This window comes from Microbulbifer maximicatervae (SeqCode), assembly GCF_052467695.1.
Genome location: NZ_CP174320.1, coordinates 365,724 through 392,633, shown reverse-complemented (window position 1 = coordinate 392,633; position 26,910 = coordinate 365,724). Strand labels below are relative to the sequence as shown.

The 26,910-nt window shown below is 53.8% G+C and carries 27 protein-coding genes; 9 read left to right on the top strand and 18 right to left on the bottom strand.

The features are described from left to right. Window positions 1–249 precede the first annotated feature (249 nt). From ACJJI8_RS01780 to dksA, 10 genes are all read right to left on the bottom strand, one after another. Window positions 250–1,041: an acyl-CoA thioesterase gene (locus tag ACJJI8_RS01780; RefSeq protein ID WP_444934071.1), complete on the bottom strand. Its 792-nt coding sequence runs from the start codon at window positions 1,039–1,041 to the stop codon at window positions 250–252. Between the two features lie 78 nt (window positions 1,042–1,119). Continuing rightward, window positions 1,120–1,932 (bottom strand): 3-methyl-2-oxobutanoate hydroxymethyltransferase, encoded by an 813-nt coding sequence (panB, locus tag ACJJI8_RS01775; RefSeq protein WP_444934070.1) that lies wholly within the window; start codon window positions 1,930–1,932, stop codon window positions 1,120–1,122. Window positions 1,933–1,937: 5 nt separating this feature from the next. Continuing rightward, window positions 1,938–2,624 (bottom strand): deoxynucleoside kinase, encoded by a 687-nt coding sequence (locus ACJJI8_RS01770; RefSeq protein WP_444915629.1) that lies wholly within the window; start codon window positions 2,622–2,624, stop codon window positions 1,938–1,940. Window positions 2,625–2,725: 101 nt separating this feature from the next. Continuing rightward, window positions 2,726–3,202: a 2-amino-4-hydroxy-6-hydroxymethyldihydropteridine diphosphokinase gene (gene folK / locus ACJJI8_RS01765; RefSeq protein WP_282931421.1), complete on the bottom strand. Its 477-nt coding sequence runs from the start codon at window positions 3,200–3,202 to the stop codon at window positions 2,726–2,728. Next, a complete protein-coding gene (gene pcnB, locus ACJJI8_RS01760; RefSeq protein WP_444934069.1) occupies window positions 3,202–4,578 on the bottom strand; it encodes a polynucleotide adenylyltransferase PcnB in 1,377 nt (458 codons plus the stop codon). Before pcnB ends, folK begins: the two co-directional genes overlap by 1 nt. 812 nt (window positions 4,579–5,390) lie before the next feature. Then, window positions 5,391–6,782: a sigma-54-dependent transcriptional regulator gene (locus tag ACJJI8_RS01755; RefSeq protein ID WP_444934068.1), complete on the bottom strand. Its 1,392-nt coding sequence runs from the start codon at window positions 6,780–6,782 to the stop codon at window positions 5,391–5,393. A 129-nt stretch (window positions 6,783–6,911) separates the two neighbouring features. Then, window positions 6,912–9,875 (bottom strand): ATP-binding protein, encoded by a 2,964-nt coding sequence (locus ACJJI8_RS01750; protein WP_444934067.1) that lies wholly within the window; start codon window positions 9,873–9,875, stop codon window positions 6,912–6,914. Then, on the bottom strand, window positions 9,865–10,041 hold the full coding sequence (locus tag ACJJI8_RS01745) for a hypothetical protein (RefSeq protein ID WP_169337099.1): 177 nt from the start codon (window positions 10,039–10,041) through the stop codon (window positions 9,865–9,867). Before ACJJI8_RS01745 ends, ACJJI8_RS01750 begins: the two co-directional genes overlap by 11 nt. Before the next feature lie 142 nt (window positions 10,042–10,183). Next, entirely contained in the window at window positions 10,184–11,056 is an 873-nt protein-coding gene (gene gluQRS / locus ACJJI8_RS01740) for a tRNA glutamyl-Q(34) synthetase GluQRS (protein ID WP_444934066.1), read from the bottom strand. Window positions 11,057–11,136: 80 nt separating this feature from the next. Next, a complete protein-coding gene (dksA, locus tag ACJJI8_RS01735; protein ID WP_108734345.1) occupies window positions 11,137–11,574 on the bottom strand; it encodes an RNA polymerase-binding protein DksA in 438 nt (145 codons plus the stop codon). Window positions 11,575–11,832: 258 nt separating this feature from the next. Between dksA and sfsA the strand changes: the two genes are divergently transcribed. After that, entirely contained in the window at window positions 11,833–12,534 is a 702-nt protein-coding gene (gene sfsA / locus ACJJI8_RS01730) for a DNA/RNA nuclease SfsA (protein WP_444934065.1), read from the top strand. Between the two features lie 18 nt (window positions 12,535–12,552). On the opposite strand, the gene ACJJI8_RS01725 is transcribed toward sfsA, so the two are convergent. From ACJJI8_RS01725 to ACJJI8_RS01700, 6 genes are all read right to left on the bottom strand, one after another. Then, window positions 12,553–12,897 (bottom strand): Rieske (2Fe-2S) protein, encoded by a 345-nt coding sequence (locus tag ACJJI8_RS01725; protein WP_444915635.1) that lies wholly within the window; start codon window positions 12,895–12,897, stop codon window positions 12,553–12,555. A 48-nt stretch (window positions 12,898–12,945) separates the two neighbouring features. After that, window positions 12,946–14,001: a S1C family serine protease gene (locus tag ACJJI8_RS01720; RefSeq protein ID WP_282931426.1), complete on the bottom strand. Its 1,056-nt coding sequence runs from the start codon at window positions 13,999–14,001 to the stop codon at window positions 12,946–12,948. Between the two features lie 285 nt (window positions 14,002–14,286). After that, window positions 14,287–14,817, bottom strand: a complete 531-nt coding sequence (locus ACJJI8_RS01715; protein WP_444925796.1) for a hypothetical protein — start codon at window positions 14,815–14,817, stop codon at window positions 14,287–14,289. A 7-nt stretch (window positions 14,818–14,824) separates the two neighbouring features. After that, window positions 14,825–15,184, bottom strand: a complete 360-nt coding sequence (locus ACJJI8_RS01710; RefSeq protein ID WP_444934064.1) for a hypothetical protein — start codon at window positions 15,182–15,184, stop codon at window positions 14,825–14,827. A gap of 108 nt (window positions 15,185–15,292) precedes the next feature. Next, window positions 15,293–16,177, bottom strand: a complete 885-nt coding sequence (htpX, locus tag ACJJI8_RS01705) for a protease HtpX (protein ID WP_282931439.1) — start codon at window positions 16,175–16,177, stop codon at window positions 15,293–15,295. Between the two features lie 174 nt (window positions 16,178–16,351). After that, window positions 16,352–16,636: a TfoX/Sxy family protein gene (locus ACJJI8_RS01700; protein ID WP_108735343.1), complete on the bottom strand. Its 285-nt coding sequence runs from the start codon at window positions 16,634–16,636 to the stop codon at window positions 16,352–16,354. Between the two features lie 246 nt (window positions 16,637–16,882). On the opposite strand from ACJJI8_RS01700, the gene ACJJI8_RS01695 reads away from it, so the two are divergent. The 3 genes from ACJJI8_RS01695 (at window position 16,883) to ACJJI8_RS01685 (ending at window position 19,056) form a co-directional block, all read left to right on the top strand. After that, entirely contained in the window at window positions 16,883–17,602 is a 720-nt protein-coding gene (locus ACJJI8_RS01695; RefSeq protein ID WP_444934063.1) for a M15 family metallopeptidase, read from the top strand. Between the two features lie 155 nt (window positions 17,603–17,757). Continuing rightward, window positions 17,758–18,564, top strand: a complete 807-nt coding sequence (cysE, locus tag ACJJI8_RS01690) for a serine O-acetyltransferase (protein ID WP_444934062.1) — start codon at window positions 17,758–17,760, stop codon at window positions 18,562–18,564. An 18-nt stretch (window positions 18,565–18,582) separates the two neighbouring features. Beyond that, the gene (locus tag ACJJI8_RS01685) at window positions 18,583–19,056 is read left to right on the top strand and encodes a hypothetical protein (RefSeq protein WP_413663166.1); all 474 of its coding nucleotides are present in this window, start codon (window positions 18,583–18,585) and stop codon (window positions 19,054–19,056) included. An 83-nt stretch (window positions 19,057–19,139) separates the two neighbouring features. Here ACJJI8_RS01685 and ppa read toward each other — a convergent pair whose 3' ends face one another. Beyond that, window positions 19,140–19,676 carry an inorganic diphosphatase gene (gene ppa, locus ACJJI8_RS01680; protein WP_282931443.1) on the bottom strand — a complete coding sequence of 179 codons (537 nt, stop codon included), beginning with the start codon at window positions 19,674–19,676 and terminating at the stop codon, window positions 19,140–19,142. A gap of 162 nt (window positions 19,677–19,838) precedes the next feature. Here ppa and ACJJI8_RS01675 point away from each other — a divergent pair, with 162 nt between their 5' ends. The 5 genes from ACJJI8_RS01675 to ACJJI8_RS01655 all read left to right on the top strand — a co-directional run bounded on the left by ACJJI8_RS01675 (window position 19,839) and on the right by ACJJI8_RS01655 (window position 25,652). Continuing rightward, the gene (locus ACJJI8_RS01675; RefSeq protein ID WP_444934061.1) at window positions 19,839–21,212 is read left to right on the top strand and encodes a glutamine synthetase family protein; all 1,374 of its coding nucleotides are present in this window, start codon (window positions 19,839–19,841) and stop codon (window positions 21,210–21,212) included. Window positions 21,213–21,230: 18 nt separating this feature from the next. Then, window positions 21,231–22,637 carry an aldehyde dehydrogenase family protein gene (locus ACJJI8_RS01670; protein ID WP_444934060.1) on the top strand — a complete coding sequence of 469 codons (1,407 nt, stop codon included), beginning with the start codon at window positions 21,231–21,233 and terminating at the stop codon, window positions 22,635–22,637. 105 nt (window positions 22,638–22,742) lie between these two features. Continuing rightward, the gene (locus ACJJI8_RS01665) at window positions 22,743–23,927 is read left to right on the top strand and encodes an iron-containing alcohol dehydrogenase (protein ID WP_444934059.1); all 1,185 of its coding nucleotides are present in this window, start codon (window positions 22,743–22,745) and stop codon (window positions 23,925–23,927) included. 62 nt (window positions 23,928–23,989) lie between these two features. Continuing rightward, the gene (gene msrA, locus ACJJI8_RS01660) at window positions 23,990–24,583 is read left to right on the top strand and encodes a peptide-methionine (S)-S-oxide reductase MsrA (protein WP_444934058.1); all 594 of its coding nucleotides are present in this window, start codon (window positions 23,990–23,992) and stop codon (window positions 24,581–24,583) included. Between the two features lie 25 nt (window positions 24,584–24,608). Further along, window positions 24,609–25,652, top strand: coding sequence for an alpha/beta fold hydrolase (locus ACJJI8_RS01655; RefSeq protein WP_444934057.1), 1,044 nt, complete (start codon window positions 24,609–24,611; stop codon window positions 25,650–25,652). Window positions 25,653–25,830: 178 nt separating this feature from the next. Here the strand turns inward: ACJJI8_RS01655 and ACJJI8_RS01650 are convergent, their stop codons facing one another. Beyond that, window positions 25,831–26,763: an ADP-ribosylglycohydrolase family protein gene (locus tag ACJJI8_RS01650; protein WP_444934056.1), complete on the bottom strand. Its 933-nt coding sequence runs from the start codon at window positions 26,761–26,763 to the stop codon at window positions 25,831–25,833. Between the last annotated feature and the right edge of the window lie 147 nt (window positions 26,764–26,910).

Here is a 26,910-nt window from a genome sequence, read left to right as displayed (position 1 = left end):
TTTCTGTAAGGGCGGCGCGAATTATTTTTTCCATAAAAAAATAATAAAAATCACGAAAGTTGTATATTTTTATGTAGGTAATAATTGATTCGTTAGGCGGGTTAAGCAGGATCGGGAAGTATTATTTAGAGTGATCTGAAGGCTGCAGAAAAGTTACAAAATTTTTTAGGACCGCTTAAATGGTTCCATCCGTGGAGCCAAGGCACTCAATGAGTGGCGGTAAAGGGATAGTTGATCGACGAGTGCTGGTTAACCAAAGATAGTGACCATTTGGCGGGAGAGGGCGGTTAAACGTCCATCGGCATCCCACAAGCGGGCCTGTATTACTGCGTAGCCATCCTCAGCCTGTTCCACTTCGGCCTCGTATTGCCACCAGTCAGAAGCGGTGCGCTCTGGGAGTGGCTCCATAAACTCCACTGTCCATGTTAATGAGCTGGCGGGAGCCGGCTCTTTCATCATCGGGAGTGTCGCCGGTGGCCAGGCATCGATCAGTGCGAGTAAGTGGCTGATACCAGTACGGCTCTCACTGCCATCCTTAAATCGTACCCAGCCACCTAAAACTCTCTCTTTTGCGCCGCTGAAAGGCAGGCCCCCACATGCGATACGGTAATCGAACTTCTGTGTAAATTCCGGCACTACACCTTCGATATAGGGCAGGGGCAGGCATTTATCCGGGGTGGGGTACTCCGGTGCTGAGGGACCTTTGGCGAGAACGGATGACTCCCTGCCGCGACCAAAACTGGCGAGGCCCGCCAGCATAACGGCACCATTCTGATCGAGGTGCCCCTGTACCTGAGTGACAGAGCGGCCTGCGCGGAGGACATCCGCACGGGTGTTAATCTCCCCCGGGGTAACCGGGCCTACGAATGAGGTGGTAAAAGAGCGTAAGCTGCTCTCAGAAGGCAGCTCTGAAGCCATCTGCTCATACAGCATTGCGGCTACAAGGCCGCCAAATGTAGCTCGCCCCTGGGTCCAGCCTTCGGGCACAGAAGTGGCGCCATTGGTCGAGAGCCAATCCTGGATTAGTTGGTCGAAAGTCATAGTGTTACCGCTTGAGAGCGGCAGGTGGGACCTGCCGCAGAAAAATACCGGGTGAGAAGCACCCGGATGAGGGGAGTATTATTTAAATATGTGTTCCTCGCCGGGGAAAACGCCTTGCTTGACGTCCTCGGCGTATTTGCGCAGGGCCCCGGGAATATCCTCGGCCTCTACCAGGAAGTTTTTGGAAAACTTGGGGGGCTGTTGGGTGAGGCCCAGGATGTCATTGATTACCAGTACCTGGGCATCGCAGTCGCGGCCCGCGCCTATGCCGATGGTGGGCATGGATACGGCTTTGGTAATACGCTTTGCCAGGTCGGCGGGTACACATTCCAACACCAGCAGATCAGCTCCGGCTTCGTCGAGTTGTAGGGCGTCTTCGAGGATTTGCTTGGCGTGTTCTTCGTCGCGCCCCTGAACGCGATAGCCTCCCAGTTTGTGTACTGATTGAGGGGTGAGGCCCAGGTGGGCGCAAACGGGAATACCGCGATCAGTAAGAATCTTCACGGTGTCGGCGAGCCAGGCGCCTCCCTCGATCTTCACCATATGTGCACCGGCCTGCATGATCCGGGTTGCATTCCGGAGTGCCTGCTCCGGGGTGGCGTAAGTCATAAACGGCATATCCCCCATAATCAGGGACTTCTTATTGCCGCGCGCGACCGCCTCGACGTGGTAAATCATTTGCTCCATCGTCACTGGCACGGTGCTGTCGTAACCCAGCACGGTCATGCCCAGGGAATCTCCGACGAGCAGTGTCTCAACCCCGGACTTTTGTGCCATCGCAGCCATAGGGGCATCGTAGAGAGCAACGGTAATAAACTTCTCACCATTCGCTTTCATTTTTCGCAGGGTTTGAACGGTTACGAGCTTTTCTAATTCAGAGGGTGCATACATAACGATTAACTTCCTGGGTTGTAATAGTGCCGGCCACTGGTGATCGTGAACAGATATTCGACCAGCTGTTGGTAGTCCTCTGGGCTATCGACAATGTCGATCTCCTCGGTATTGACGATGAGTAGAGGCGCCTCATCGTAAAAATGGAAAAAGCGGGTGTAGGCGTTGTTGAGGGTGGCGAGGTACTCATTGCTTATCGCCTGCTCAGCCGGGATTCCCCGATTGCGGATTCGGGCTTGCAGCACATCGAGGGGGGCTTGCAAATAGATCACCAGGTCCGGCTTGGGTGCTTCCAGGGTGAGGTGTTTGTACACCTGTTGGTATAGGTGCAGCTCATCCTTATCCAGGGTGACTTCTGCAAACAGCTGGTCCTTTTCGATCAAAAAGTCCGACACCCGCACCGGCTCAAAGATATCGTCCTGCCGCAGTGCCTGGATTTGCTGTGATCGCTGGAGGAGAAAGTGCAGCTGGGTGGGCAGTGCGGCATTTTGGGGGTCCCGGTAGAAACGCTCCAAAAAGGGGTTCTCCTCGGGTAATTCCAACAGCGTGTCGTAATTGAATGTGGAGGCCAGCTTCTTTGCCAGTGTGGTTTTTCCCACACCAATATTGCCTTCCACCGCGATAAATTTAGGCGGTGTTTTATTGGACAGGTTGAGTTCAGCTGTGCTGGTCTCGGGTTTTTCGATAACCACTTGAGCGACTCCTCTTTGTCTGGGGTCTTCCCTGATGAGTTGCAAACGCAAAAGTACTATTGAGAGGGCCGCCCGTCGAGTAGTTGGGGAGCCTCAGTCGATCAAACCTTTTCCAGGCGGTTTTCCGGGCAGCCCTGTAAGAGTGCTGGAAGGGCTCCCAATCCGGGCAGTTCCATCGCAGGAGCCAGTTCAGAAAGGGGTAGCAGTACGAAGTTGCGCTCGGCCATGCGCGGGTGTGGGACCTGTAGGCGGGGCTCATCGATTTGAGATTCCCCAAACAACAGGATATCCAGGTCCAGGGTGCGGGCGCCCCAGCGGATGGAGCGCTCGCGCCCGTGGGACAGCTCGATAGATTGGAGCTGGTCCAGTAGTGCCAGCGGGGACAGTGCTGTTTTCAATGCTGCGACGGCATTGATGTAATCGGGTTGATCGCCGGGGCCGACCGGGGCGCTTCGGTAAAAGCTCGAACACCCCAATAATTCTGTACTGGGGATTCGTTCCATGGCCGATAGGGCGCTGCGCAGTTGTTTGCCGGGCTCTGCCAGGTTACTGCCCAGGCCGATGTATACCGTTTCCATTACTGTTCTGCTCTCGGCTTGCGACGGCGGCCGCGAGAGTTACGGTTGCGGCGCCCACCGCTGCCTGTGCGCTGTAGCTTGCGCACCATTTGCTGGCGCTGCTCATCGTCTGCCTGTTGGAAGTCGGTCCACCATTTGCCCAGGCCCGCTTCAATCTCGCCACTTTCTTCCCGCAGCAACAGGAAGTCGTAGGCGGCGCGGAAACGGGGGTGCTCCTGTAAGCGCTGGGCCCGACTGCCACCGCGCTGGGGCAGGCGCTGTTGCAGGTCCCAGATTTCCCGCATGGGGATTGAGAAGCGCTTGGGAATAGCGGTGTGGGCCAGCTGTGAACTGGTAACTTTTTGTGCCGCTTGGGCCAGCGCTGGCGCTGGTGGGGTGCCCTTGGCAATCAGCTTTTGTTGCTCGGTGCTCACCGCAGGCCAGAGTAGGGCGGCGTAGAGGAACGCTGGGGTAACACGCATATCGGCGCGGATACGTTGGTCCGTGTTCCGCAGGGCTTGTTGGGATAGTTTCAGGGCCGCGTTGTTGGCCTCAATTTGTGCGGCGTTATCCGGGAACAGGTGTTGCCAGAGCTGGTACTGGCGCAGCAGCTCAAAGGTGCGCTCTCCGTGGCCACTCATCAGCAGCTTGAGAATCTCATCGAACAGGCGAGCCGGGGCAATATTGCGTAACAGTGGCGCCAGCTCGTGCAGGGGAGCCTCGGTCTTGCCTTCAATAGTGAAATCCAACTTGGCGGCGAAGCGCACCGCGCGCAGCATGCGCACCGGGTCTTCCTTGTAGCGGACCTCTGGGGAGCCGATCATTCGAATCAGGCGCTTTTCAATATCCTCGACACCGCCGGTGTAGTCGTGGATTTCAAACCCTTTGGTGGTGTAGTAGAGCGCGTTGACCGTGAAATCCCGACGCATGGCATCACTTTCTAGGTCGCCATAGACATTGTCACGCAGCAGCATACCGTGTTCGGACTGCTTGGCCTCGTGGGTCTCGCCATCGCTGTGGTGACCGCGGAAGGTAGTCACTTCGATAACTTCACGGCCTATACGGGCGTGCAGGATGCGAAAGCGACGACCGACAATGCGTGCGCCGCGAAAAAGCACCTTGGCCTGCTCTGGAGTGGCGTCGGTGGCCACATCAAAATCCTTGGGGTGACCGCCGAGCATCAGGTCGCGTACACCTCCACCTACGATATACGCCTGGTATCCGGCATCCTGAAGGCGCTTCATAACGGTTAAGGCCGCGCGGCTGATTTCTCGGCGCGAGATGCTGTGGTCGTTGCGGGCGATAACCCTGGGGCCTTTACTGGCCGGCCTGCGCCAGCGTTTGATACTACTAATCAGGTTGTTGAGCATACGGCTGTCTATGTTGACTGCTGCCATTTAGGGATGGCCGGGAAAGCCCCGCTGTGCTTGGCCACGCATTAGTTGGCGGCCTGTATAAGTGGTGGTCCCTCTGGGGAGATTCACGATGGCACTGCTGGAGCCTCTATACCTGGGCTACCCCAGGAGCGAGTCCGGAAAGGAGCCTCAGCGGCTGTTTATCCTCAGAGATCGGGACTCGCGGGCGCGATTCTAACACACGCAAAGGAATGCGCCCGCAATATGCGGGTGCCTGTAAGTTCGGGGGAAAAGAAATATGGGAATTATTATTACCAGTATGAAGGCAGCGGCTTCCTTGCGCTCTCAATTTGCTTTCAAGCAAACACCCTCTCCCAGGTACAGTTCAGTCAGTTTGCAACGCGCTTGTTGTTATTCTTATTCTTCTTGAGTTTTATTGTTATTGTTTATTGTTGTTCTTGCGGTTTTGGCCACTCATTGCTTTTATTGTCGGCCGCCCCATTATTTTTATTATGTTTCGCCCCACTTATTGTTAGTTGTTATAGGGCTTTTAACAGTCATTTATTTTTATTGTTGGCTGTTTTCAATTTTTGTACTAAGAGTAAAGCACTTAGTATGCCAACTTTTAAAAACCTTTATAAATCAATAAGTTAAGATCTTTACGAAATTTGACGGAACTTTTCTGAGAGCTATTGCGTTACGGAAGGTGCGAGAGTTGTTACTTCTGGGTGGGTGTGGGTAACACTCTGGTTGGTAACCCCTGTGGGGGTGGGGTAACAAAGTGGTCGAAGGAGTTTGACAGGTGAGGACGGATTGGGAGCAGGGGGCGAAGCCCCCTGGGGATAGCGTTAGTTTTAAGCTTCTGCGGCGGCGCTGCGACGGCTCTTCTTGCGGGGGATGCCCAGCTTTTGGCGTCGTTCCCACAGGCATTTGCGGCTGACGCCGAGCTTCTTGGCCAGGTCTGTCTCACTCATGGTGTCCTGGTGCTCAATAACGAAGCGGGCGAAGTAGTCTTCCAGGGACAGGTCCTCACGGGGGTCGGTGTGCAGGCTGCGGGGGCGCGGGATGCCGTCGGTCTCTTCGATCGGCACCAGGTCTAGATCGATATCCAAGGTTTTGTGGTCGATCTCGCGGCTGTTCTTATCCGTCAGGATTACAGCGCGCTGGATGGCGTTCTCCAATTCACGCACGTTACCGGGCCAGGTGTAGGTGGTAACAGCCTGGATGGCCTCCGGTGACAGGCGCAATAAGGGGCGCTCGATCTTGGTGCAGAACTTTTCCAACAGGTGCTCTGCCAGTGCTAGGACGTCTCTGCCTCGCTCGCGCAAGGGGGCAAGCGTCATTTGCACCACATTGATGCGGTAGTAGAGGTCTTCCCGGAATTTACGCTCCGCTGACAGCTGGCGCAGGTTGCGGTGGGTGGCTGTTACCAGGCGCACATCCACTTTGCGGGATTCGATCGAGCCAATTGGCCGCACTTCGCCCTCTTGCAATACACGCAGCAGGCGGGCCTGAGCCTCCAGGGGCAGCTCACCGATCTCGTCGAGGAACAGGGTTCCTCCATCGGCTGCCGCTACCAGTCCCTCCCGGGAACTCTGGGCACCGGTAAATGCGCCTTTCTCGTAGCCGAACAGCTCCGATTCAATCAGTGTGTCGGGAATTGCGGCACAGTTGACGGAGATCAGGGGTTTGTTGGCTCGGCGGCTCTCCTCGTGAATAGCCCGGGCAACCAGTTCCTTACCGGTACCGGTTTCACCGTGGACCAGGACGGTGGCATCTGTGGGGGCAACTTTATGGATGCGACTGTAGAGCTCCCTCATTACAGGGCTGCTGCCAATCATGCCGGCGATAGTGCCGGTATTCTCTTTCTCGTTGACGGGCTGGGCGCGATTCTGCTCCGCTTTGCCTATGACTCGGCGGACGGTTGCGAGCATTTCGTCGTGGTCAAAGGGCTTGGCGATATAGTCGGCGGCGCCCATACGCATGGAGTCCACCGCAGAGCGGAGGCTGGCGTAACTGGTCATGATCAGTACCGGAATATCACCGGCGTGCTTGAGTAGGTCGGTGCCCGGTGCGCCGGGCAGGCGCAAATCGGAAATAACCAGGTCAACTTCATTGAGGCGGTACTTGGTGAGCGCCTCCTTTACCGAACCCGCTTCACTGATTTTGTAGCGGTGCCGCTCTAAAAGCTTGCGCAGCGCTGTTCGGATAATGGCTTCATCTTCGACGATGAGGATGTGGCTCATATGTTACGCCTGGTTACAAAATGCTCAGTAAGCGCCTAGTTTTACCCGGGCGCCGTTTCGATGCAACTCAAAAACGGTTAATCGGGTTATTTTTGCACAAATAATGATCGATTTGGGTGTCCAGCCATCTCAGTCTCCCAGGGGGAGTTGCACAATAAAGCGGGCGCCAGTCCCGGTTTCAGGATTTGCGGGACTGACCAATTCCAGCTGGCCGCCGTGCTCCTCGACAATGCTGTAAACCATTGCCAGGCCCAGTCCTGTACCCTCGCCGGGCTCTTTCGTTGTGAAGAAGGGCTCCAGAATCCGTTCACGATGCTGAGCTGAAATTCCCGGTCCGCTGTCGGTGACAGAGACACAGGCGCTGCCGCTCTTGCGATAGCCCTCAATTAGAATCTGGCCGCCATCGGGGCTGGCATCGCGGGCATTGCTGAGCAGGTTGATAAACACCTGGATCAGGCGCTGGTTGTCTCCCGGGGCGATCAGGTCTTCGGGTACCCGATTCTCAAACTGGACCTCGGTCTTATCCCGTTGCAGGGACAGCAGATTGACCGCCTCCTGTACACAGGCATAGAGATCTACCGGGGCCCGCTCACTGTCTTCCTGGCTGCCACTGTGAGAGAAGTTGACCAGGGAGTGGACGATACGGCTGATGCGTTGGGTCTGGCTCAGGATCTGGTCGGCAGTATCCAGGACCTCTGGGTTGTCACAGTCGTACTGGAGGTTTTGTGCCAGGCAGGCGATTCCCGTTACCGGGTTACCCACTTCATGGGCTACGCCGGCGGCCAGGCGACCCACAGAGGCCAGGCGCTCGCTGTGGATAAGTTCCTGTTCCAAGACCTGTGTTTCGGTAATGTCCTCCAGCAACAACATTTGTGCATCGCCGCGCTCGTCGCGGGAGCGGTCGCTGCGGCTGCGTTTTTGCCGCGCCTTGTGCAGGTTGAGCCAGTGGCTATTGCCGTCGAGGCTCACCTGTTGCTTAAAGCGGCTGGCATCAGTGGATAGGGCGAACTCCCCCAGCAGGCTGCGCCAGGGTTCCGCCAAGTATTCCAGTTTCGAGCCAATTACCTCGCTGGCACTGATACCGGTGAGGTCCTGCATGGCGTAGTTCCACAACAGGACTTCTCCGTCGCGCCCCAGAGAGCAAGCGGCCATCGGCAGCTCTTCCAGCATTTGGCGGTGATACAGGCGCAGGTTATTGAGTTCTGCGGCCAAGCCGGTGAGCTGGTGCTTATAACGGCCCAATCGGGTCTCGATCAGGTGAATGTCTTTGTTTGCCGGCTGATCGCTGTTCTGGAACGGGAAGTGTCGATCAATAATTTGCACCGCCAGAACACGCCCCAGCAGGCCGGAGAGATTGGACTCCAGCTTGTTGCGCAGTTGACGCAGGGCGTAGGGGCGGCGCTCGTTGTCCGGCAGATTGAGGGCGGCGAGAGCGCGTTTAACTTCTTTATTCGCAGTAGCGGCCCCGAGGCTTTCAGCCAAGCGCAGGCGAAAATCTGCGGCGGATTCCACATCCAGTCCCAGGCGCAGAGCCTGGGCGATGGTGTCGTCGCTACACAGGTCAGCGGCGTACTGCTCCAGGCTACTGGTGCGGGTGAACAGAGATAGACCGACAAATAACAGGACATTGACCCCCAGTGACAGGGTGGTGATCTGTGTCCAGATAGACATTCCCAGGGGAATTTGGAGGGAGGTGCCGGGCAGGGTGATGCCGGTAATCCCAAAAATTGACGGAATTAACAGGCCGCCCCCCCAAAGCAACATGCCTGCCAGCAGGCCACCGACAAATCCGCGTCGATTGCCTCGCGGCCAGTGGATTACAGCAAAAATCCCAGGCAGAAATTGGAGTGATCCGATAAATGCCAGCAGGGCCAGATCCGACAGGGAGAGTCGGTTGTTGAGTAACAGGTAAAAGGCAAAGCCGGCAATAAACAGAGCGGCGATCAGTGCGCGGCGCAGCCACACCAGCTGCCGGTACATATTGTCCTCAGAGTGCCAGCGGGTGCCAGGCAGCAGCCAGTGGTTCATCACCATGGTGGCGAGGGCCAGGGTGATCATAATCAGTGCGCCAGTGGCTGCCGACAGGCCGCCGATAAAGGCCAGGGTGGTGAGCAGGGCCGAGCCACTGGCGCGGGGAACCGCCAGGGAGAAGTACTGCACCGGGCCGGCCACATCCAGGGCAAAGCCCGCCCACATGATGGGGAAGATGGGCAGGGCCATCAGCAGCAGGAACAGGGGGAAGCCCCAGCTGGCGGTGCGCATTGCCTGTCCGGTAGGGCGCTCGGCAATACTCAGGTAAAAAATATGTGGCATAGCCACGGCAGTGGCGATAAACACCAGCAGCAGGGTGTGGGATGAGCCCTGCTTGATGGGGGTGTAGAGCAGCTGGTGCATATCGGGGTTCTCCAGCAGCCACTCATCCAGGCCGGAAAATCCACCGAAGACTCCGTAAATGGCATAGCCGCCCACCGCGGTGAGCGCCACCAGTTTTACCAGGGACTCCAGGGCCATGGCGCTGGCCAGGCCCTCGCCACGCTCGCGGGTGGCGCCGTACATACTGGTGAATACCGCCAGCAGTACGCAGTAAAAAAATGCGATTAAATTTTTGCTCGATACACCGCTGTCCGGCAGTGCCAGGGCTGCCACACTATCCCGCGACAGCAGCGCCAGGGTCTCAGATACCGCCTGGATTTGCAGGGCGATCAGGGGGAGCAGCGCCAACAGCATAAACAGGGTGGCGAGAGTCCCCGCCTGGCGGCTGTGATAGCGGAACACCAGAAGATCTGCCGGGGAGTACAGCTGGTAGCGCTGTGCCAGGCGCGCCAGTGGCTCCAGGGCTACTGGCGCAAACAGGAACATGGCGCCGGTGCCCAGATAGTAGGCGAGTACCCCGTAACCATATTGCCAGGCCAGGTCGACGATACCGTAGAAGGTCCAGGCCGATAATGATACGCCCAGGGAGAGCACATAAACCAGCGGATGGCGCACCCAGCGGGAAGGCAGCCAGCCCTTGGAGGTGGCGAAGGCGACAAAAAACAGGGTGGCGATATAGGCCACTCCCACCAGGGCAATGTGGGCAATATCAAAGCTCATTCGATTTGCGCCTCCACTGGATAAAAATCGCCAGTAGGATCAGCACGAACCAGAGGATAAAAGGCCGGTACCAGGCGCCGACGGGATTGATCATCCAGGTAAAGATGGTGGGGGAGAATACATAACCCACCAGTACCAGCAGAATTAATAGTGTGCGGTTACTCATAGATCGCCTTGAAAACCCGCTAGAGAAATTTGTTGCCCGCGCACTGTACCGGTGAGAAGTCATCCCTGTGTAATCGTCAACGCGGGTTATCAGCCGGACCCCTAAGGGCGGCTGGCGCGGAAATGGTAAGTGCAGCTTGGAATCAGTGCAATTGGCGGTTGCGCATATCTACCTGGTGGCGGCGCCAGCGTGCGGTAGCCCACTTGAGAATATGCTCGGGGGATTCTGTTAGGGCAGTGTTTGGCAGTTTGAAGCCGAGGAACTGTAAAGCCTTACACAGGTTACCGGAAGCCATGTTGTCGTCGATAGCCGGCGCGTGATTTTGTTTGCTGAGTTTTTGCCTGTCGTCAGGGCCCATCACCAGCGGCAGATGGCCGAACTGGGGGGGAGTAGCGCCGAGGATTTTAAACAGGCGCTGTTGTGCACCGGTGGTATCCAATAGATCTGAGCCGCGCACCACCTGGTTGATTTGTTGGTCGATATCGTCGACAACGACTGCCAGTTGGTAGGCATAGAGGCCGTCGCGGCGCTTGAGAATGGTGTCTTCGCGGATGAGCTGCCGTTGCTCTCCGTGCCAAATATCCACAAAGCTTTCCTCGCCGCCTGCGCATTGCAATCGCAGCGCTGAGGGTTCGCTCACATCGTATTTAAGGCGACAGAAGTCGTTCGCATGTCCACCATTTTTCTTAATCTGGCTGCGTGAGCAGTCGCAGGGGTAAATCAGTTGCCGTTGGCGCAGTGTGGACAGGGTTTCCTCGTAGAGTGCGTAGCGCTTGCTCTGCCATTCGACGGGGCCGTGCCAGTGCAGTCCGTGGGCTTCCAGGGATTTCAGAATGCGGGTTGCCGCGCCGGGCTCTTCCCGGGGAGGGTCGAGGTCTTCCATGCGCAGGAGCCAGTGTCCGCCATGGGCGAGGGCGTCAAGGTAGCTGCCGACGGCGCACACCAGTGAGCCGAAGTGGAGCGGTCCACTCGGGGAGGGTGCGAAGCGACCAATATAGGGAGTTGTGCTGTTCAAAATGAATAGGGGCGATACATTGATCGCCCCCTCCGAGCAGGGCGATCGCAAGCGAACGCCGTGCCGCTATCGGTTGTGGATCAGCCGGAGATCTGCCGTTCCTTGATTTCCGCGAGGGTTTTGCAGTCCACGCACAGAGTGGCGGTTGGACGGGCCTCCAGGCGGCGAATGCCGATATCAACACCACAGGCTTCGCAGAAACCGTAGTCATCCTGGTCGATAAGCTCCAGGGTGGCATCGATCTTCTTGATCAGCTTGCGCTCGCGATCGCGGGTGCGCAATTCCAGGCTAAACTCTTCTTCCTGGCTGGCGCGGTCTGCGGGATCGGGGAAGTTTGCGGCCTCGTCTTTCATGTGGGAAACGGTGCGGTCCACTTCCGCCATCAGCTCGGCCTTCCAGGCCAACAGCAAGTTGCGGAAATGCTCCTGCTGCTTCTCATTCATGTACTCTTCGCCCTGCGTCTCCTTGTAGGGCTCAAAGCCGTGCAGAGATTCGGTGCTCGCAGCAGTTTTGGGCATAGTCGTTGCCTCTCTTTCTATACGGGCCCCCCTTTATGGGGGCGATACCACCAAATTCAATCTAGCCTAGACCGGAATCTTTCTAAGTGATGCTTTTTTCACCTATCAAATTCGCTGCGGTGTCAGGCTAATCCTGTTCTCGGTACCGATACCCCTGGCGACCGAGAGCGAGGAAGCTATCAAATCTGCGCGATTCGCGCCACAAATAGTTGTCTGCTATTTTGTGGCGCCTGAAATTACAGCCAAGTGGTCCAGCCCGTGAAATTTACCCCCCCGTTGCAAAAGGCAACACTTTTGCGCCGATACAAGCGCTTTCTCGCCGATGTGGAATCTGCCAGTGGTGACGTGTTTACCATCCACTGCCCAAATACGGGGTCTATGAAGAATTGTTGGGTGGAGGGGGGAGACTGCTGGTACTCCGATTCTGGCAACCCCAAGCGCAAGTATCGCCACACTCTGGAAATCTGTACGACCCCGGATGGAGCCCTGGCGGGGGTGAACACAGGCCGCGCCAATGCTCTGGTTGAAGAGGCCATTCTGTCTGGCGTAGTCAGCGAGTTACAGGGCTATGAATCCCTGCGCAGGGAAGTGCGTTACGGCGAGGAAAACAGCCGTATCGATCTGTTGTTGTCCGGCGCCGATGGGGACTGCTACGTGGAAGTGAAAAATGTGACCCTGGCAGATGGGGTGCAGGGTTACTTCCCCGATGCGGTAAGTACTCGGGGCGCCAAGCACCTGCGCGAACTGCAAAAGTTGGCTGAGAGCGGAGTGCGAGCGGTACTTTTTTACTGCGTCCAACACAGCGGTATCGAGACGGTGCAGGCGGCGCGGGAAATTGACTCTGCTTATGCTGATGCCCTGGATTCCGCTGTCGATGCTGGTGTGCAAGTGCTTGCATATCGCGCGAAGCTCGATGCTGAAGGCGTCGAGCTGGCGGAGGCCCTGCCTTTTCTCCCGTGAGGGAAAGGCAGGGGGCTGTCAGTCGGCCAGTAATGCGTAGAGACCATCCTGTGCATATTCCACGGGTACTGGGGTCAGGGCATCACCAGTACAGGGCCCGGCGATACACTCCCCGGATTCAATCAGGAATAGCGCGCCGTGGGAGGCGCACTGAATAAGTGCGCCATCGGGATCGAGGAACTGGTCTTCCTGCCAGTCCAGATTGATGCCCCGGTGAGGGCAGGTATTTTTGTAGGCGTAGACCTCGCCATCTTTCATCACAGCAAACACATTGTCAGTGCCGGCGGCAGTGTCTCCGAGGGAGAACCCTTTAGATTGACCTTCGCTTATTTCGTCATAGCGACACAGGAAGTACTTCTGCATAGATTATCGGCTCCCGGCCTAATTCTTGTTCAGGGCGCAAGCGCCTGCTTATTCGGGTGCCGCGAGTCTAATGGACGTATAGCGAATTGTCCCGTCACGCAATATGCCGATAGTGATTTCGTCACCGGCACTGTGCTTTTCCAGGGCATTGAGCAGATCGTCGTAGCTGCGAATCGGCTGCTGTTCTATTTCTACAATCACATCGCCTAATTCCCAGCCTCCACCCCGGGTGCGGTGGATACCGCGCAAGCCGGCTTTCTCTGCGGGAAGCCCGGGAGCGGTACGCAATACGGCGACCCCTTCAAAGCCGTAGCGGCTACTCCACTGGTCCGGGGCGGATTCGATACCAATAATCGGGCGCACCAGGCGGCCGTGATTGATCAGTTCCGGCACAATTTTTTTGACCGTATCCACTGGAATCGCAAAGCCAATACCGACACTGGCGCCACTGGGGCTGTAAATTGCGGTGTTGACCCCGATTAAACGCGCTTGGGAATCCAGCAATGGGCCGCCGGAGTTACCTGGATTAATAGCAGCATCAGTTTGGATAACATTACGAATGGTGCGGTTGTTGGCGGCTTCAATTTCCCGCCCCAGGGCGCTGACCACCCCGGTGGTGAGAGTGGTGTCCAGGCCGAACGGGTTGCCGATAGCCAGTACTTTGCGGCCTACCGCGAGATTGCTGGAGGTGCCCACAACCAGCGGTTTTAGCAACTCCCTGGGAGCGTTAATTTTCAGAACTGCCAGATCTTTTTCCGGCGCAGATCCCACCAGTTCGGCCGGCCACTCGCTGCGATCCTGCAAAGTAATAGTGATTTGCCGCGCACCCTCAATGACGTGGAAATTGGTGACAATATGGCCCTGAGTGTCCCAGATAAATCCGCTGCCGGCGCCTTTGGGCACTGAGTGGAGGCGCAGGGTCCTGCGATCCCGCACCAGGGTTTCATTGGTGACATAGACCACCGACGGACTGGCAAAATTGAACACCTGCATGGTGTTGCGTTCGTCGTCGGTGGCAAAGGTTTCTGCCTGTGCAGATATTGCTGGCGTAAGCAGTAAAAAGACTGAGATTAAGCTGGCGCGTAGAGTTTTAAGTAGAGTCATTAATACAATCCTCCCTTTGAACTACCGGATTGGAAGAGACGTCTGTAACTGTCGTCTCCCTTTTTGTTTGTTGCTGTTTTGAAAGTGTATCTTGTTTGCAATCGTTATGCGGTGTTGGCTGTTTATTGGGGGCTGCTGGCGAGATTTAAAGTTGGGGGCTATGGATCGGAACTCACTTTGGCTGAGCGTCGCCGACTGCTGCTGGAGCAATGAAATTTCTGCGGTGGGATTAATGGTGACATATGCGCTAGTTTTGTCGAACAGTACAAAACCTGTTACGGCCTGTCAGGTTGACTCGCCACGGGCCTGGTGATTAAAAAACAGTACCAGGTTCCGGACCGTTGTTACCTTGCCAAAATAGGGATTGCTTTGATAGTCCTCAAGGGTTCGCCCGGTTCTTTGTGCGATCTCTTCAAATAAGTCCAGATAGAGATCATCTTCATCCAGTTTTAGGGTATTAAAGAAATCATCTGATGTTTGAATTGGGACCAGTTGTTTGGTGGGAAGTGTCGCTTGTAGTTGCTCATACACCGCTCTAATAATCCATGTATCTACAATTTTGCAATCAAACTCCCGGGCAAATTCACAAATGGATAAACCTTTGCGGTTGTCACGTAGATGTTGGAAATGCCTATCAATTTTGGGTTGTTCGAGATAGCCCCAAATTATGGCCAATAATACTAAGCCAACTAAAGCTAAAAGGTATATTGGATGGTAAATAAGGAGAGCTAACACTGCTGTTAGAAAAGTAAATAGTGTAAATTTACTTGCCCTTTCAGGCTTGTATTTAGGCATAAATCTTGATGCTTTTCTCATGTTTTTATTATTGCTCCAGTTTTGGTAGTTGTAGCTTTTGTTGCAATTTGGCAAAGGTTTTTTCTGTGTAGGGGCCAAAAATAAACTTGGAAGAATCTGCGAATTTGTGGTCTTTAAGTCGATCTACGTAATAGTAAGCGCAGGCACCCTCAGGGCAAGCGTAGACTGAGACGAACATCTCGTTTGCACTGATATGATGTGGTTCATCGATACGGCGGATGTAGGCATCGTCCCCCAAATTAAAACCAAGGGCTTTTTCGCCATCTATCCAATAAATCTCGTAAGGGCCATCACTCCATGAAGGAGAACACCCAATTAAAAATATGGCGATGAGTAGTGGGATGTACTTCAGGACACTTCTTTGCATAAATGCTTTTACTTTGCATCTGTCCACATAGAAAGTAACTACGTTTTAGTGGCAGCTCTGTGAGAAATTGAAACTACAGCTCTGATCACTTATCTATCCAATTAGACACTAATTACGGAAGTTTTGCAGGGCGAGAATACGATCATCCAGTGGTGGGTGCGTGGCCATAAGTGCTCCCATGCTACCGAATATACCGAAGGCTTTCATATTGCCGGGTAGGGGTTCCTCGTGACCGCGATCGGACTCCACCTTGAGTCGTTGCAGTGCGGCAATCATGGATTGGGGGCTGGCCAGTGTGGCGCCGGCATGGTCGGCCCGATATTCACGGCGGCGACTGAACCAGGCGACAATCATCATGGCGAAGAAGCCGAATATGATATCCATAACAATGGATGTGACAAAATAGCCGATGCCCAATCCCTCTTCGTTGCGCAAGATAACCCGGTCTACGAAGAATCCAACCAAGCGGGCGAGGAACATCACAAAGGTATTTACCACGCCTTGGATCAGTGCCAGCGTCACCATATCGCCATTGGCCACGTGACCAATTTCATGGCCAATTACGGCGCGGGCTTCCTCTCGGCTAAAGCGCTGCAGCAGACCTGCACTGACAGAAACCAGGGCGCTGTTGCGATTCCAGCCGGTGGCGAAGGCATTTGCCTGGGGCATTGGAAATATCCCCACATCCGGCATACCGATGCCCGCTTTGCGAGAGAGTTCCCGTACGGTTTCTACCAGCCACTGTTCATCGGCGCTGCGGGGCTGCTCGATAATTTGTGTGCGGGTACTGACCCGTGCGATGGTTTTCGATAAGAGCAGGGAAATAAAAGATCCGCCAAAACCAAAAATCGCGCACATCAGCAACAAGGCGCCGAGGTTGAGATCGACACCGTTTGCCTGAAGAATTCCCCCAATTCCAAAAATATTGAAAATAATGCCAACCAATACAAGGACAGCAAGGTTGGTCAGCAGGAATAGCCCAATGCGCAACATCGGATCTCTCCTTTGAGTGAGTGTCTTTACGGAATTATTCCGCGGCTCCACCGGTAAGTTTAGATAGGGTTGGCGCAACTTGCCTTACTGTAGATCGGCACAGCTTGGCTTGCTGTGCCGAGTCCGTCGAGTGCGTGTGTCTGCGACTCTTTCCGGGGTGTTTGAGGGGAATTGCTAGTCAGAGTTTTGGGTGGCAAGGAGGCGGTCGACCTCGCTGGTAAGGTGTTGTTTCAGCTCCGGCTCCAGGTCGTTCCAGTGCACGTCCATCAGCGCGCCCTGAAGAGCGTAGAGCATTACTTTGGAGGCGTTAATCCCCCGATTGCGAATGCTGATAAAGGCCTCGACAGGCCCAACCCTGCGCAGATCATCGTGGGAACGAATGCCAATAGAGTGGAGAATATTGACCGAGGCCAGGCCCAGGTTTTTTAGTTTTAATAGTTCTGATTGACTCGGGTGCATTCGGTTTTCCCTACCAGTTTGAGCGTCCGTTGTCGCAGCCAACCCCTCGACTGCGGCTTTGAACTTAACATAAATTAACAGGTGGCTAACAAACATTACCGCCAGATTATTGTGCGGCGCGCCTGCTTTTGGTGCCCCTGCTTTGGTGCCATAGTTAAGGGCGACTGTCTGCGCTCTGTTAAAGTAGGCATAGCCTGTTGAATAATTTAGCCTGCCCTTTGGAGTTCGCCTAATAATGAGATGCAAATGTTATCGACACCGCTGAAGCGTATGTTATTTGGGCTCGGCGATGAGCATGTCATTGTCGACCCAGCTTCTGACCAGCTTTTACATCCCGAAGCACTGATCGCCTTCCAGCGCTTGAGTCGGGATGCCCGTGAAGAGGGGTTTGCCCCCAAAATCGTTTCCGGTTTTCGCGCCTTTGATCGACAACTGTTGATTTGGAATGCCAAAGCGCAGGGTCACCGCCCGGTTCTCGATAGTCACGGTACTCCCCTGGATATTGAACAGTTAAGCGAGCGGGAGCTGATCTTCGCCATTCTGCGCTGGTCCGCATTGCCGGGAGCATCCCGTCACCACTGGGGTACCGATTTCGATATTATTGATGCGGCGGCGGTCCCTGCTGACTATGCAGTCCAGCTTACCCCCCAGGAGGTGGCGGACGACGGAGCTTTTGGCGCCTTCCACCGTTGGCTGGATAACCAAATCAGCACGGGTAATAGTTATGGGCTGTTCCGACCCTATGCAGAGGATCGCGGCGGAGTCGCACCGGAACGCTGGCACCTGAGCTATGCCCCCAGGGCCCGAGAGCTTCAGGAACTTCTCAGCGTGGAACGCCTGTCCGAGCTGCTGCAAGAGTCAGAACTATCCCTGGGCACTGCGGTTTGCGAGCACCTTCAGGACATTTATACGCGCTATATCTGGGTTCCGGATCACTGCTATCCCCCATTTAATGGGCAACTATAGCGGCCTGTTGAGATAGGTTGGTTACAGTTCATTACCACCTCATTGGGGGTGGCAAGAAAGCTACTTTGCGATGGAGGCTTCCTCTTGAAAGGGGCTAGTGATCCTGCCAAGCTGCGCCGCAGTGAGTGCCCTGGGGAATATAAGGGAGATGAATTATGGGTGAGGAAGCGGCCGTTCAAGGCCAGCGGGATATCTGGCAGGCGATGCGGGCTGAAGCCTCAGAGGCAGCTGCCGGTGAGCCTATCCTGGCAAGTTATTTCCACAATACCATTTTGCGCCACAAGTCCTTGGATGATGCTATAGCTGATCACCTGGCTTCGGTGCTTGAGCACAATGCCCTCACGGCAACCGCGCTTCAGGAAGTGATTGCCCTGGCTCTGGCCAATGACCCGAGTATTTCCCGCTGTATGGGCGAGGATATTTGCGCTTGGTATGACCGTGACCCGGCATGTGACCAGTACCTGACGCCTTTCCTGTACTTTAAGGGTTTTCACGCCCTGCAATCCCACCGGATAGCGCACTGGTTGTGGAATCAAGGTCGCCATACCCTGGCGCTCTATTTCCAGAGCCAGGTATCAGAGCAGTTTTCGGTGGATATTCACCCAGCAGCGCGATTTGGCTGCGGCATTATGATTGACCACGCTACTGGATTGGTGGTGGGGGAGACCTGTGTGGTAGAGGACAATGTATCGATTCTCCACTCGGTGACATTGGGTGGCAGTGGCTGCGGCAGTGGCGATCGCCATCCGAAAATTGGCCCCGGAGTGATGATTGGCGCCGGGGCCAAAGTACTGGGTCCGGTTAAGGTGGGAGAGGACGTCAAAATTGCCGCCGGTAGCTTGGTCTTGCACGATGTGCCCGCTCATACAACCGTCGCAGGTGTTCCCGCCCGCCAGGTAGGAGGGCGTGTTGAAGGGGCCCCGGCTTATACCATGGACCAGACTCTGGATTCGGAAGAGTAACTCAGGGAAATATTATTGATGTCGCAATCCACCTACAGCTTGGTTTTTCGCGGTGATTTGGTGGCGGGTTTTACCGCTGGTGATGTAAAAGCCAGTATGGTGCGCCTGTTTAAAAGTAATCCCCAGGCGATAGAGAAACTATTCAGTGGGCGCCCGCTGGTACTGAAAAAAGGCTTGTCTCTGCCCCAAGCACAGCAGTTTCAGGCAAACCTGGCCAAAATAGGCGCACAGGTCAGCATTAAGGATGAAAGCGGAACAGCTGTTACTGAGCAGAGCAAGCCCAAGGAGGAAGCTGCGGCCAAACCGCAGTGGACCTTGGCACCCATGGAGGGAAACCTCGTAAAGGAGCATGAACGCAAGTCGGTGGAACCGGTCAGCGTTGAGGTAGAGCATCTCAGTTTGCGTGCAGCGGAAGGCCAGCTTCTGGATGAGAGTGAGCGCAAGGGGGAGGAGCCGTCTCCTGTCCCTGTTCCCAATTGGGAAGTTAACTGACAGGGTCTCTCCTAACAGGCAATAAAAAAACCGGCACTAGGCCGGTTTTTTTATTGCTCAGAGTCTTCTGAAAGAAGTGAGGCTTAGCCTTCTTCTTTCAGGTAGCGCTCGCGGGAAGCCATAACTTCTTTGCGTGCAGCTTCGGCGTCAGCCCAGCCTTCTACTTTAACCCACTTGCCCGCTTCCAGGGCTTTGTAGTTTTCGAAGTAGTGCTCGATCTGCTTGATCAGCAGCTCGGGCAGGTCGCTGATTTCTTCAACGTGATCGTACAGCTTGGTCAGCTTGGTGTGCGGAACGGCCAGCAGTTTGGCATCAACACCGGATTCGTCGGTCATGTTCAGAACGCCAACAACACGAGAGCGGATTACAGAACCAACCATTACCGGGTAAGGCGCTACAACCAGCACGTCCAGGGGGTCACCGTCTTCAGACAGAGTCTGGGGCACGTAGCCGTAGTTTGCTGGGTAGAACATGGGAGTGGCAACGAAACGATCCACAAATACTGCGTCAGAGTCCTTGTCCACTTCGTATTTGATCGGGTCGTGGTTGGCAGGGATCTCGATGATTACGTTGATATCGTTGGGCAGTTCTTTACCTGCCGGGATCTTTTCGAAGCTCATTGCTGGTCCTGAATGAATAGGTAACTGAAAATCTGGAGCGCGGATTATATATGCTGACGGGCTCGGCTGAAAGTCACGCCTGCGCCGGGTTTTTGGCGTCGAAGCTCGTCTGGCGGGTCTATCCTGTAACTCGGAGATAACAACAACGGGGCAGGACCAGTCATGGTAAAGGCACGGGAGGTAAAAACCGCTCAGGAGGCCCGCGCAATTGTTGAAGAACGAGGCCTCAGTCATGTCAAAGTGGGCTTATTCGATACCGATGGTGTAATGCGTGGCAAATATATGAGCCGCGCCAAATTCCTCTCATCCCTGGAAAAGGGCTTCTCGTTTTGCGATGTGGTCCTGGGCTGGGATGTTAAGGATCAGCTCTACGACAACACTCGTTATACCGGTTGGCATACCGGATATCCAGACGCCCCGGTACGTATACTCCCCGATAGTTGCCGTGATGTGCCTTTTGAAGGCGATATGTTGTTGTTTCTCGCGGAGTTTGATGGTCGAGCCCAGGCGCTGTGCCCCCGCGCAGTTCTGCGCAGGGTGATTGAACGCTGTCGCGCATTGGGATTTGATCCCTGTGCCGCCCTGGAGTACGAATTTTTCCTGTTTGACGAAACGCCCGATTCAGTGCGGAACAAGGGTTTCCGCAATTTAAAGCCTTTTACCCCCGATGTGTTTGGCTATTCCATACTGCGAAATTCCGTACACGGAGAGCTGTATCGGGAAATCCTGGAGCTGAGCGAGCGCATGGATTTCCCCTTGGAGGGCTTACACACGGAAACAGGCCCGGGAGTTTTAGAGGCGGCTATTGCAGTGGATAGCGCTGAGGCCGCTGGCGACAAAGCTGCCCTGTTTAAAACCTTTATAAAAGTGCTGGCACAGCGGATGGGTTTGATGGCTACTTTTATGTCTCGCTGGTCCAGTGAGTACCCGGGGCAAAGCGGGCATATTCATTTGTCACTGCGCAATAGTGGCAGCGGTGATTCCGCCTTTCTCGATTCGAGCCAGCCAGATGGTATCAGCCAGATAATGCGTCAGTTCATAGCTGGGCAGCAAAGGCTGATGCCGCAATTCCTTGCCCTGATGGCACCGACCGTTAACAGTTATCGCCGCCTGGTACCCGGTTTTTGGGCGCCGACGGGAGCCAATTGGGGGGTGGAAAACCGCACAACGGCACTGCGTGCTATCCCCGGCGGCGACACTTCCCAGCGCGTCGAATACCGTTTGGGGGCCGCCGATGCCAACCCCTATTTAGCACTGGCAGCAGCTTTGGGCTCGGGTCTTTACGGTGTTATGCAGCAGTGGCAGCCCAGTGAGCCTGTCGCCGGTAATGCTTACTCGCTGGAATTGGAAAACGAACAAGTGTTGCCGGGTACACTGTGGGAATCCACTCAGCAATTTAAGGCGTCAGAAGCGGCACAGGAATTATTTGGCAGCGACTTTGTTGAACACTTTTCTGCCAGTCGCGAGTGGGAGGAGCGGGAATATCGCCGCCATGTGAGTGACTGGGAGTTGGAGCGGTACTTCGAAATTATTTAATTGGGAGTATCGATGCCGATGAAGACTACAAAAATCATGCACCACCTTCAGTGTATTTCCCCTATTGATAACAGTGTTTATGTAGAGCGCGCTCTGGCGGGAGAGGTGGAAATCCGTGTAGTGCTGGATCGGGCCAGTAAAGCACAAAAAGCATGGAGGCGAACTCCCCTCAATGAGCGCATCGCCATTGTCGAGCGGGCTGTGGAAATATTTGCCGTTAAAAAAGAGCGTTTGGGGCGGGAGCTGTGTTGGATGATGGGGCGTCCAATCCGTTATGCAGGAGGGGAAATTAGCGGGTTTATGGATCGTGCGCAGACCATGGCACAGCTTGCTACTGAAGCCCTCGCTGACATTCAGTTACCTGAGAAGCCGGGTTTTACCCGGTTTATCCGCCGCGAGCCCTTAGGGGTCTCCCTGGTAATTGCCCCGTGGAATTACCCTTACCTGACGGCGGTTAATGCAGTGGTACCGGCACTGCTATCGGGCAATGCAGTGATTTTAAAACACTCGGCACAGACGCCGCTTTGTGCTGAGAGAATGGTGGAGATTTTTCGCGAGGCGGGACTGCCCTACGGTGTTTTTCAGTTTCTTCATTTAAATCATGCTTATACCCAGCGATTAGCCTGTGCGGGGGAAATCCAGCATGTTGCCTTCACCGGCTCGGTTGGCGCTGGCGCGAACCTAGAACGCACAGTTGCCGGTCGATTTATTCAAGTGGGACTTGAACTGGGGGGAAAAGATCCAGCTTATGTCCGCGCCGACGCCGATATTAACCAAGCTGTGGCTGCGGTAGTCGACGGCGCCTATTTTAATTCCGGGCAGTCCTGTTGCGGTATTGAGCGGGCCTATGTGCATGAAGATATTTTTTCTGAGTTTATTTCCCAAACGGTCGACTTACTGCGTGACTATCGACTGGGGCGCCCGGATCAAGTGGAGACCACTTTGGGGCCTTTGGTGCGTGCGGAAGCTGCAGACCGGGTTCGCGCGCAGGTGGATGAAGCGATAGCGGAGGGCGCGAAGGTCCACTTGGATGTGAGTGAATTCCCAATGGACAAGCGGGGCACCCAATATATGGCACCGCAACTGTTAACCCGGGTGCGACACCATATGCGAGTGATGCGCGAGGAGACTTTTGGGCCGGTGCTGGGGGTGCAGAAAGTGCATGATGATGGCGAAGCTCTAGAATTTATGAATAACAGCCCATTTGGTCTTACTGCGGCTATTTTTACCCGCGATGAAGATGTAGCAATGGAGATGGGAGGGTATTTAGAGGCCGGCACTGTTTTTTTAAATCGTTGTGATTACCTGGATCCGGAATTGGCCTGGACGGGTGTTAAGCAATCTGGTCGTGGATGTACGCTTTCTAAAATTGGATTTGAGAATTTAACCCGCCCCAAGTCATTTCATTTTAAACATGATGGTTAGCGGGAACGGTTGCCGGATGCAGAAAGTGAAATTGTCTGCCTGTTTTCCGAAAGGTCACAGCCTATTTTGAATATGCAAAAGTGACAGAACGTCAGAGAGGAAATTGTGGATAAATACCATGTCAATTGGAATTATCCCACGACCGTTTGGGTTGGCCCCGGTCGCATTACTGAATTGGCTGAAGCTTGCCTGGAGCTGAATATTCACAAGCCTCTATTAGTTACTGATCCTACAGTCGCCGCATTGCCACTGGTCGATAGTGCGATTAACCCATGCCAACAGGTGGGTCTGGAAGTTAGCGTTTTTTCCAAAATCAAAGGTAATCCCAATGAGATAAATATCGCCGATGGGGTAGCCAGGCTGCGTGAGCAGAAGTGCGATGGGGTCATTGCCTTGGGCGGGGGCTCGGCCCTGGATGCGGGCAAAGCCATTGCCCTTATGGCGGGACAGCAGCACAGTATTTGGGATTTTGAGGATATTGGCGATAACTACAGGCGTGTGGACCCAGAGGGTATTTTACCGCTGATTGCCATTCCCACGACGGCTGGCACAGGTTCTGAAGTTGGCCGGGTTGCGGTAATTACCGATGAGAAAGCACAGGTTAAGAGGCTGATTTTCCATCCGCGCATGATGCCGGACATCGTTATTCTCGATGCTCAATTGACAATGGGGTTGCCGCCAGACCTCACCGCAGCGACGGGAATGGATGCGCTGTCACACAATCTCGAGTCTTTTTACTCCCCTCAATACCATCCTATGGCCGAGGGAATCGCCCTGGAGGGGATGCGCCTGATCAAGGAGTATTTGCCTCGAGCTTATGCTATAGGCGCAGAACTCGAGGCGCGTCAGCAAATGTTGGTAGCTTCCTGTATGGGGGCTACAGCTTTCCAGCGGGGCTTGGGCGCTATCCACGCCCTGGCACATCCATTGGGGGCCCTGTATGACAAGCACCATGGTTTGTTAAATGCGATATTGATGCCCTACGTTCTGATCGCCAACCGTCCAGCCATCCAGGTGCCTATGGGGCATCTGGCACTTTATCTACAACTGGCCGGTAATGAGATGTTTGATAGCGGATTTGATGCGGTACTCAACTGGTTGCTCGGATTGCGCAAACAGCTGGGGATTCCCCACAGCCTGTCGGAGATTGGAATTGATGACACTGATGCCGACAGAGTTGGGAAAATGGCATCGGTGGAGCCTTCCGCTAGTACTAACCCGATGCGTTTTAACGGGATAGAGTATCGGGATATTTTCTTGCGCGCCTGTGAAGGTACCGTCACCCTGTAATAAATTCCTGCGAATAGACGACAGAAGAGAATGTGTTCCATCGACAATCGGTAAAGGACTGAATGATGCGCAGTATTATTGCTCTCTTGTTCCTCTCATTGGCCAGTATTTCCCTGGCTCAGGATTCATCGAATATTCGCACGGCTATTTTTGCAGGAGGGTGTTTCTGGTGCATGGAGCCGCCATTTGACAAGGTCGATGGCGTCCTGGAAACCACCTCAGGATACAGCGGTGGCCATGTCAAAAACCCGACCTATGAACAGGTATCTTCCGGTGGTACGGGGCATGCGGAAGTTGTTCAGGTAAAGTACGATGCGAATAAAGTCAGCTATTCCGACTTACTGGATATTTTTTGGCACAACGTTGACCCTTTTGATTCCGGTGGTCAATTTTGCGATCGCGGTGACCAGTACCGAGCCGAGATTTTTTACGGCAATCAAGAAGAAAAGGTGTTAGCAGAGGAGAGCAAGAAAAAGGTAGAAGCGGAGTTGGGTAAAAAGGTGGTGACACAAATAAAACCCGCTGCAACCTTTTATCCCGCAGAGGCCTACCATCAGGACTATTACCAACGTAATCCCCTGCGTTACAAGTACTATCGCTACCGCTGTGGGCGTGATAAGCGCTTAGAGGAGGTCTGGGGGAAAGCGCCAAGTTAACGGATTGCCTCTCCGCAGGGTGAATATGGCACCGAGTCCCACTTTGTTTGACGGGGAAGTCCTGGAAACAATCAATGATTTTCCAGTGCTTTACCGTTATATTTCGGCGGTTAGTACCAATCCGCTAATGGTATTTATTCCAGGCACAGCACATCTAGCGCGTATTTTCTACGGCTATCCCGGTGGCCGCTCAGATGATTTTATAAGTCACTGGGTCAATCGAGCGGGTTTTCCCTTCCTTGCTATTTCTTACCCTATGGAAAATGCGGTTTTTTGCAGTACTCACCCGGAGTTTACAATTCAAGATTGGGGAGATCAGGCTGCAGAAATTATTGCCAAGATTTTGTCTGAATATAACCTTCCAAATTCGGTAGTGGTGTGCGGCTGGAGTATGGGAGGGAAAATCGCTGGGGCTCTAGCGAGGGCGGCCAAAGCCTTGAATTTTTCGATTGAATGCTTTGTGGCTATGGCCGCAGAACCCGCGTTGCCGGGCTTTCTTCCCGAAGCTAATGCCAAAGCCATCGAAATGACAGTTGATGGGATGGCCAGTCGAAAGGGCATATATCCTGCCTTTTTGGCCGCGCTTGATGAGCAAAATGCCTTAAACCAACACACAATTATCCCCAAAGATATCTATCGGGAGGCGTTCCTTGGAGCAATTCCCATCGCACTTATTGGCACTGGGTTAATGTATGATGGGCAAGGGTTTAAGGAAGATCTTTCCAGGGCATTGAAAACGGCAAACACCTTTGACTTCTTGGACTATCCAATTCCCGTTGTTATTCAGAGTGATTCAATGGGGGATTTGGAAAACGTGCTGTGTAATATTGATGATTGGGCATTTATTCGCAATCGAATTCTTGCCAGTAAACTTTTAGGGGGTGCATCTCCAGAGCAGATTCCAAGGGAAAGGTGGGAGCTAGTACAGCTTATTATCCGCTCGTCTTCCGCTTATTTTTCACAGACCGTTACAGGTAACCATTTCTTCTTTGTTGGCGCTATTGGGGCGCGCACTACTGTTGATAGTATCGAAAAGCTTTTGGCCAGGGTGAGAAGTATCCAGTCCTAATAAAGCACTTTTTAATAGCCACATGGTGCTCTGGTTAAGCTGTCAGAGATTTTTAAATTAACATTTTGGTTATTTTACGATCCGCTCTACTTGTTTAAGGCTTACTACTGGGGTGGAAGAAAAGAATCACCATAGGGTCCAAGCGCGGTGTATTCTTCCCTTCTCCCTTTTTAGTAGGCTATGCAGGTTGTAAGGCTTGTTCATGCTGATATTGGGTGAAATAGAGTTTCTCAGAAAGCTCGGTAATAAAATCGATGTTTTCGACCTTGTCGGCCATGCTTTCCATTCGGTCTTCTCCATTTAATGCCCCCCAGATGCTAGCAGCCATGGCACCCAAGGTATCTGTGTCACCACCTAGAGAAAAAATATTAGCTAATACAGACGTTAAAGGAGAGTTTCGATACTTAAGTCCAAAGTAAATAGCGGTGATACAGGACTCTGGCGCGGTAATGCCATTACCTAGCCATTGCTTGATTTGCTGCGGATGTGGGATTTTCTGGTTAAACAGTAGAGTCGCACACTTTTCCAGTTTGTAGCGATATATTTCGGACTTACAACTTACTTCCAGTTTGTTCAATATCTCTCTGTTTGAACGGTCTTGCAGGGATTCACAGATGGCGATAGCGATCAAGTATGCTCCCTCGACAGCAACTGGATGGGCATGGGTGATTTCAGACACCGATTGTACATATTGCTTGAGGCGATAGTCATTTTGGGGGTGGCAGAGGGCAATAATAGGTGCTCTCATGGCGGCCCCATTGCCGATAGAACCATGCTTAAATTTTTTTCGGTTTAAATCTTGCCAGCGTTTACCATCCCTGACGCCTTTGAGTAGTTTCGCTGCACTGGGACCATACCCTCTGCTCCAGCGATAACTTTGGGCAAGTTTTTTGGCTATGTGGTCCTGATCAAGGTAATTATGTTCAAGAAAGGAGGTCGCAATATCAATAGACATCTGCGTGTCATCGGTGTAACGCTTTCTACCCTGTTCGGTTTTCCCGATAATTTTCCAGAGTTGTCTTTCTAGAATGCCGCCTTCGTACGGGGCGCCAAAGGAATCGCCGATGGCTATTCCTTTAAAGCAACCTCTGTATTTACTGAGCTTTATCATTTTTTGATTTCTATACCTTACTCTCAGGGGAAGTCGCTACTAGCTATAAGGACCACTATTAATTGCTGTTATAAGTAACAATTTTATTCTAGAAAACATCTATTGGTAGTTGATGGCCCGCGAGGGGAAGGGTTTTGTTTTAGGTGA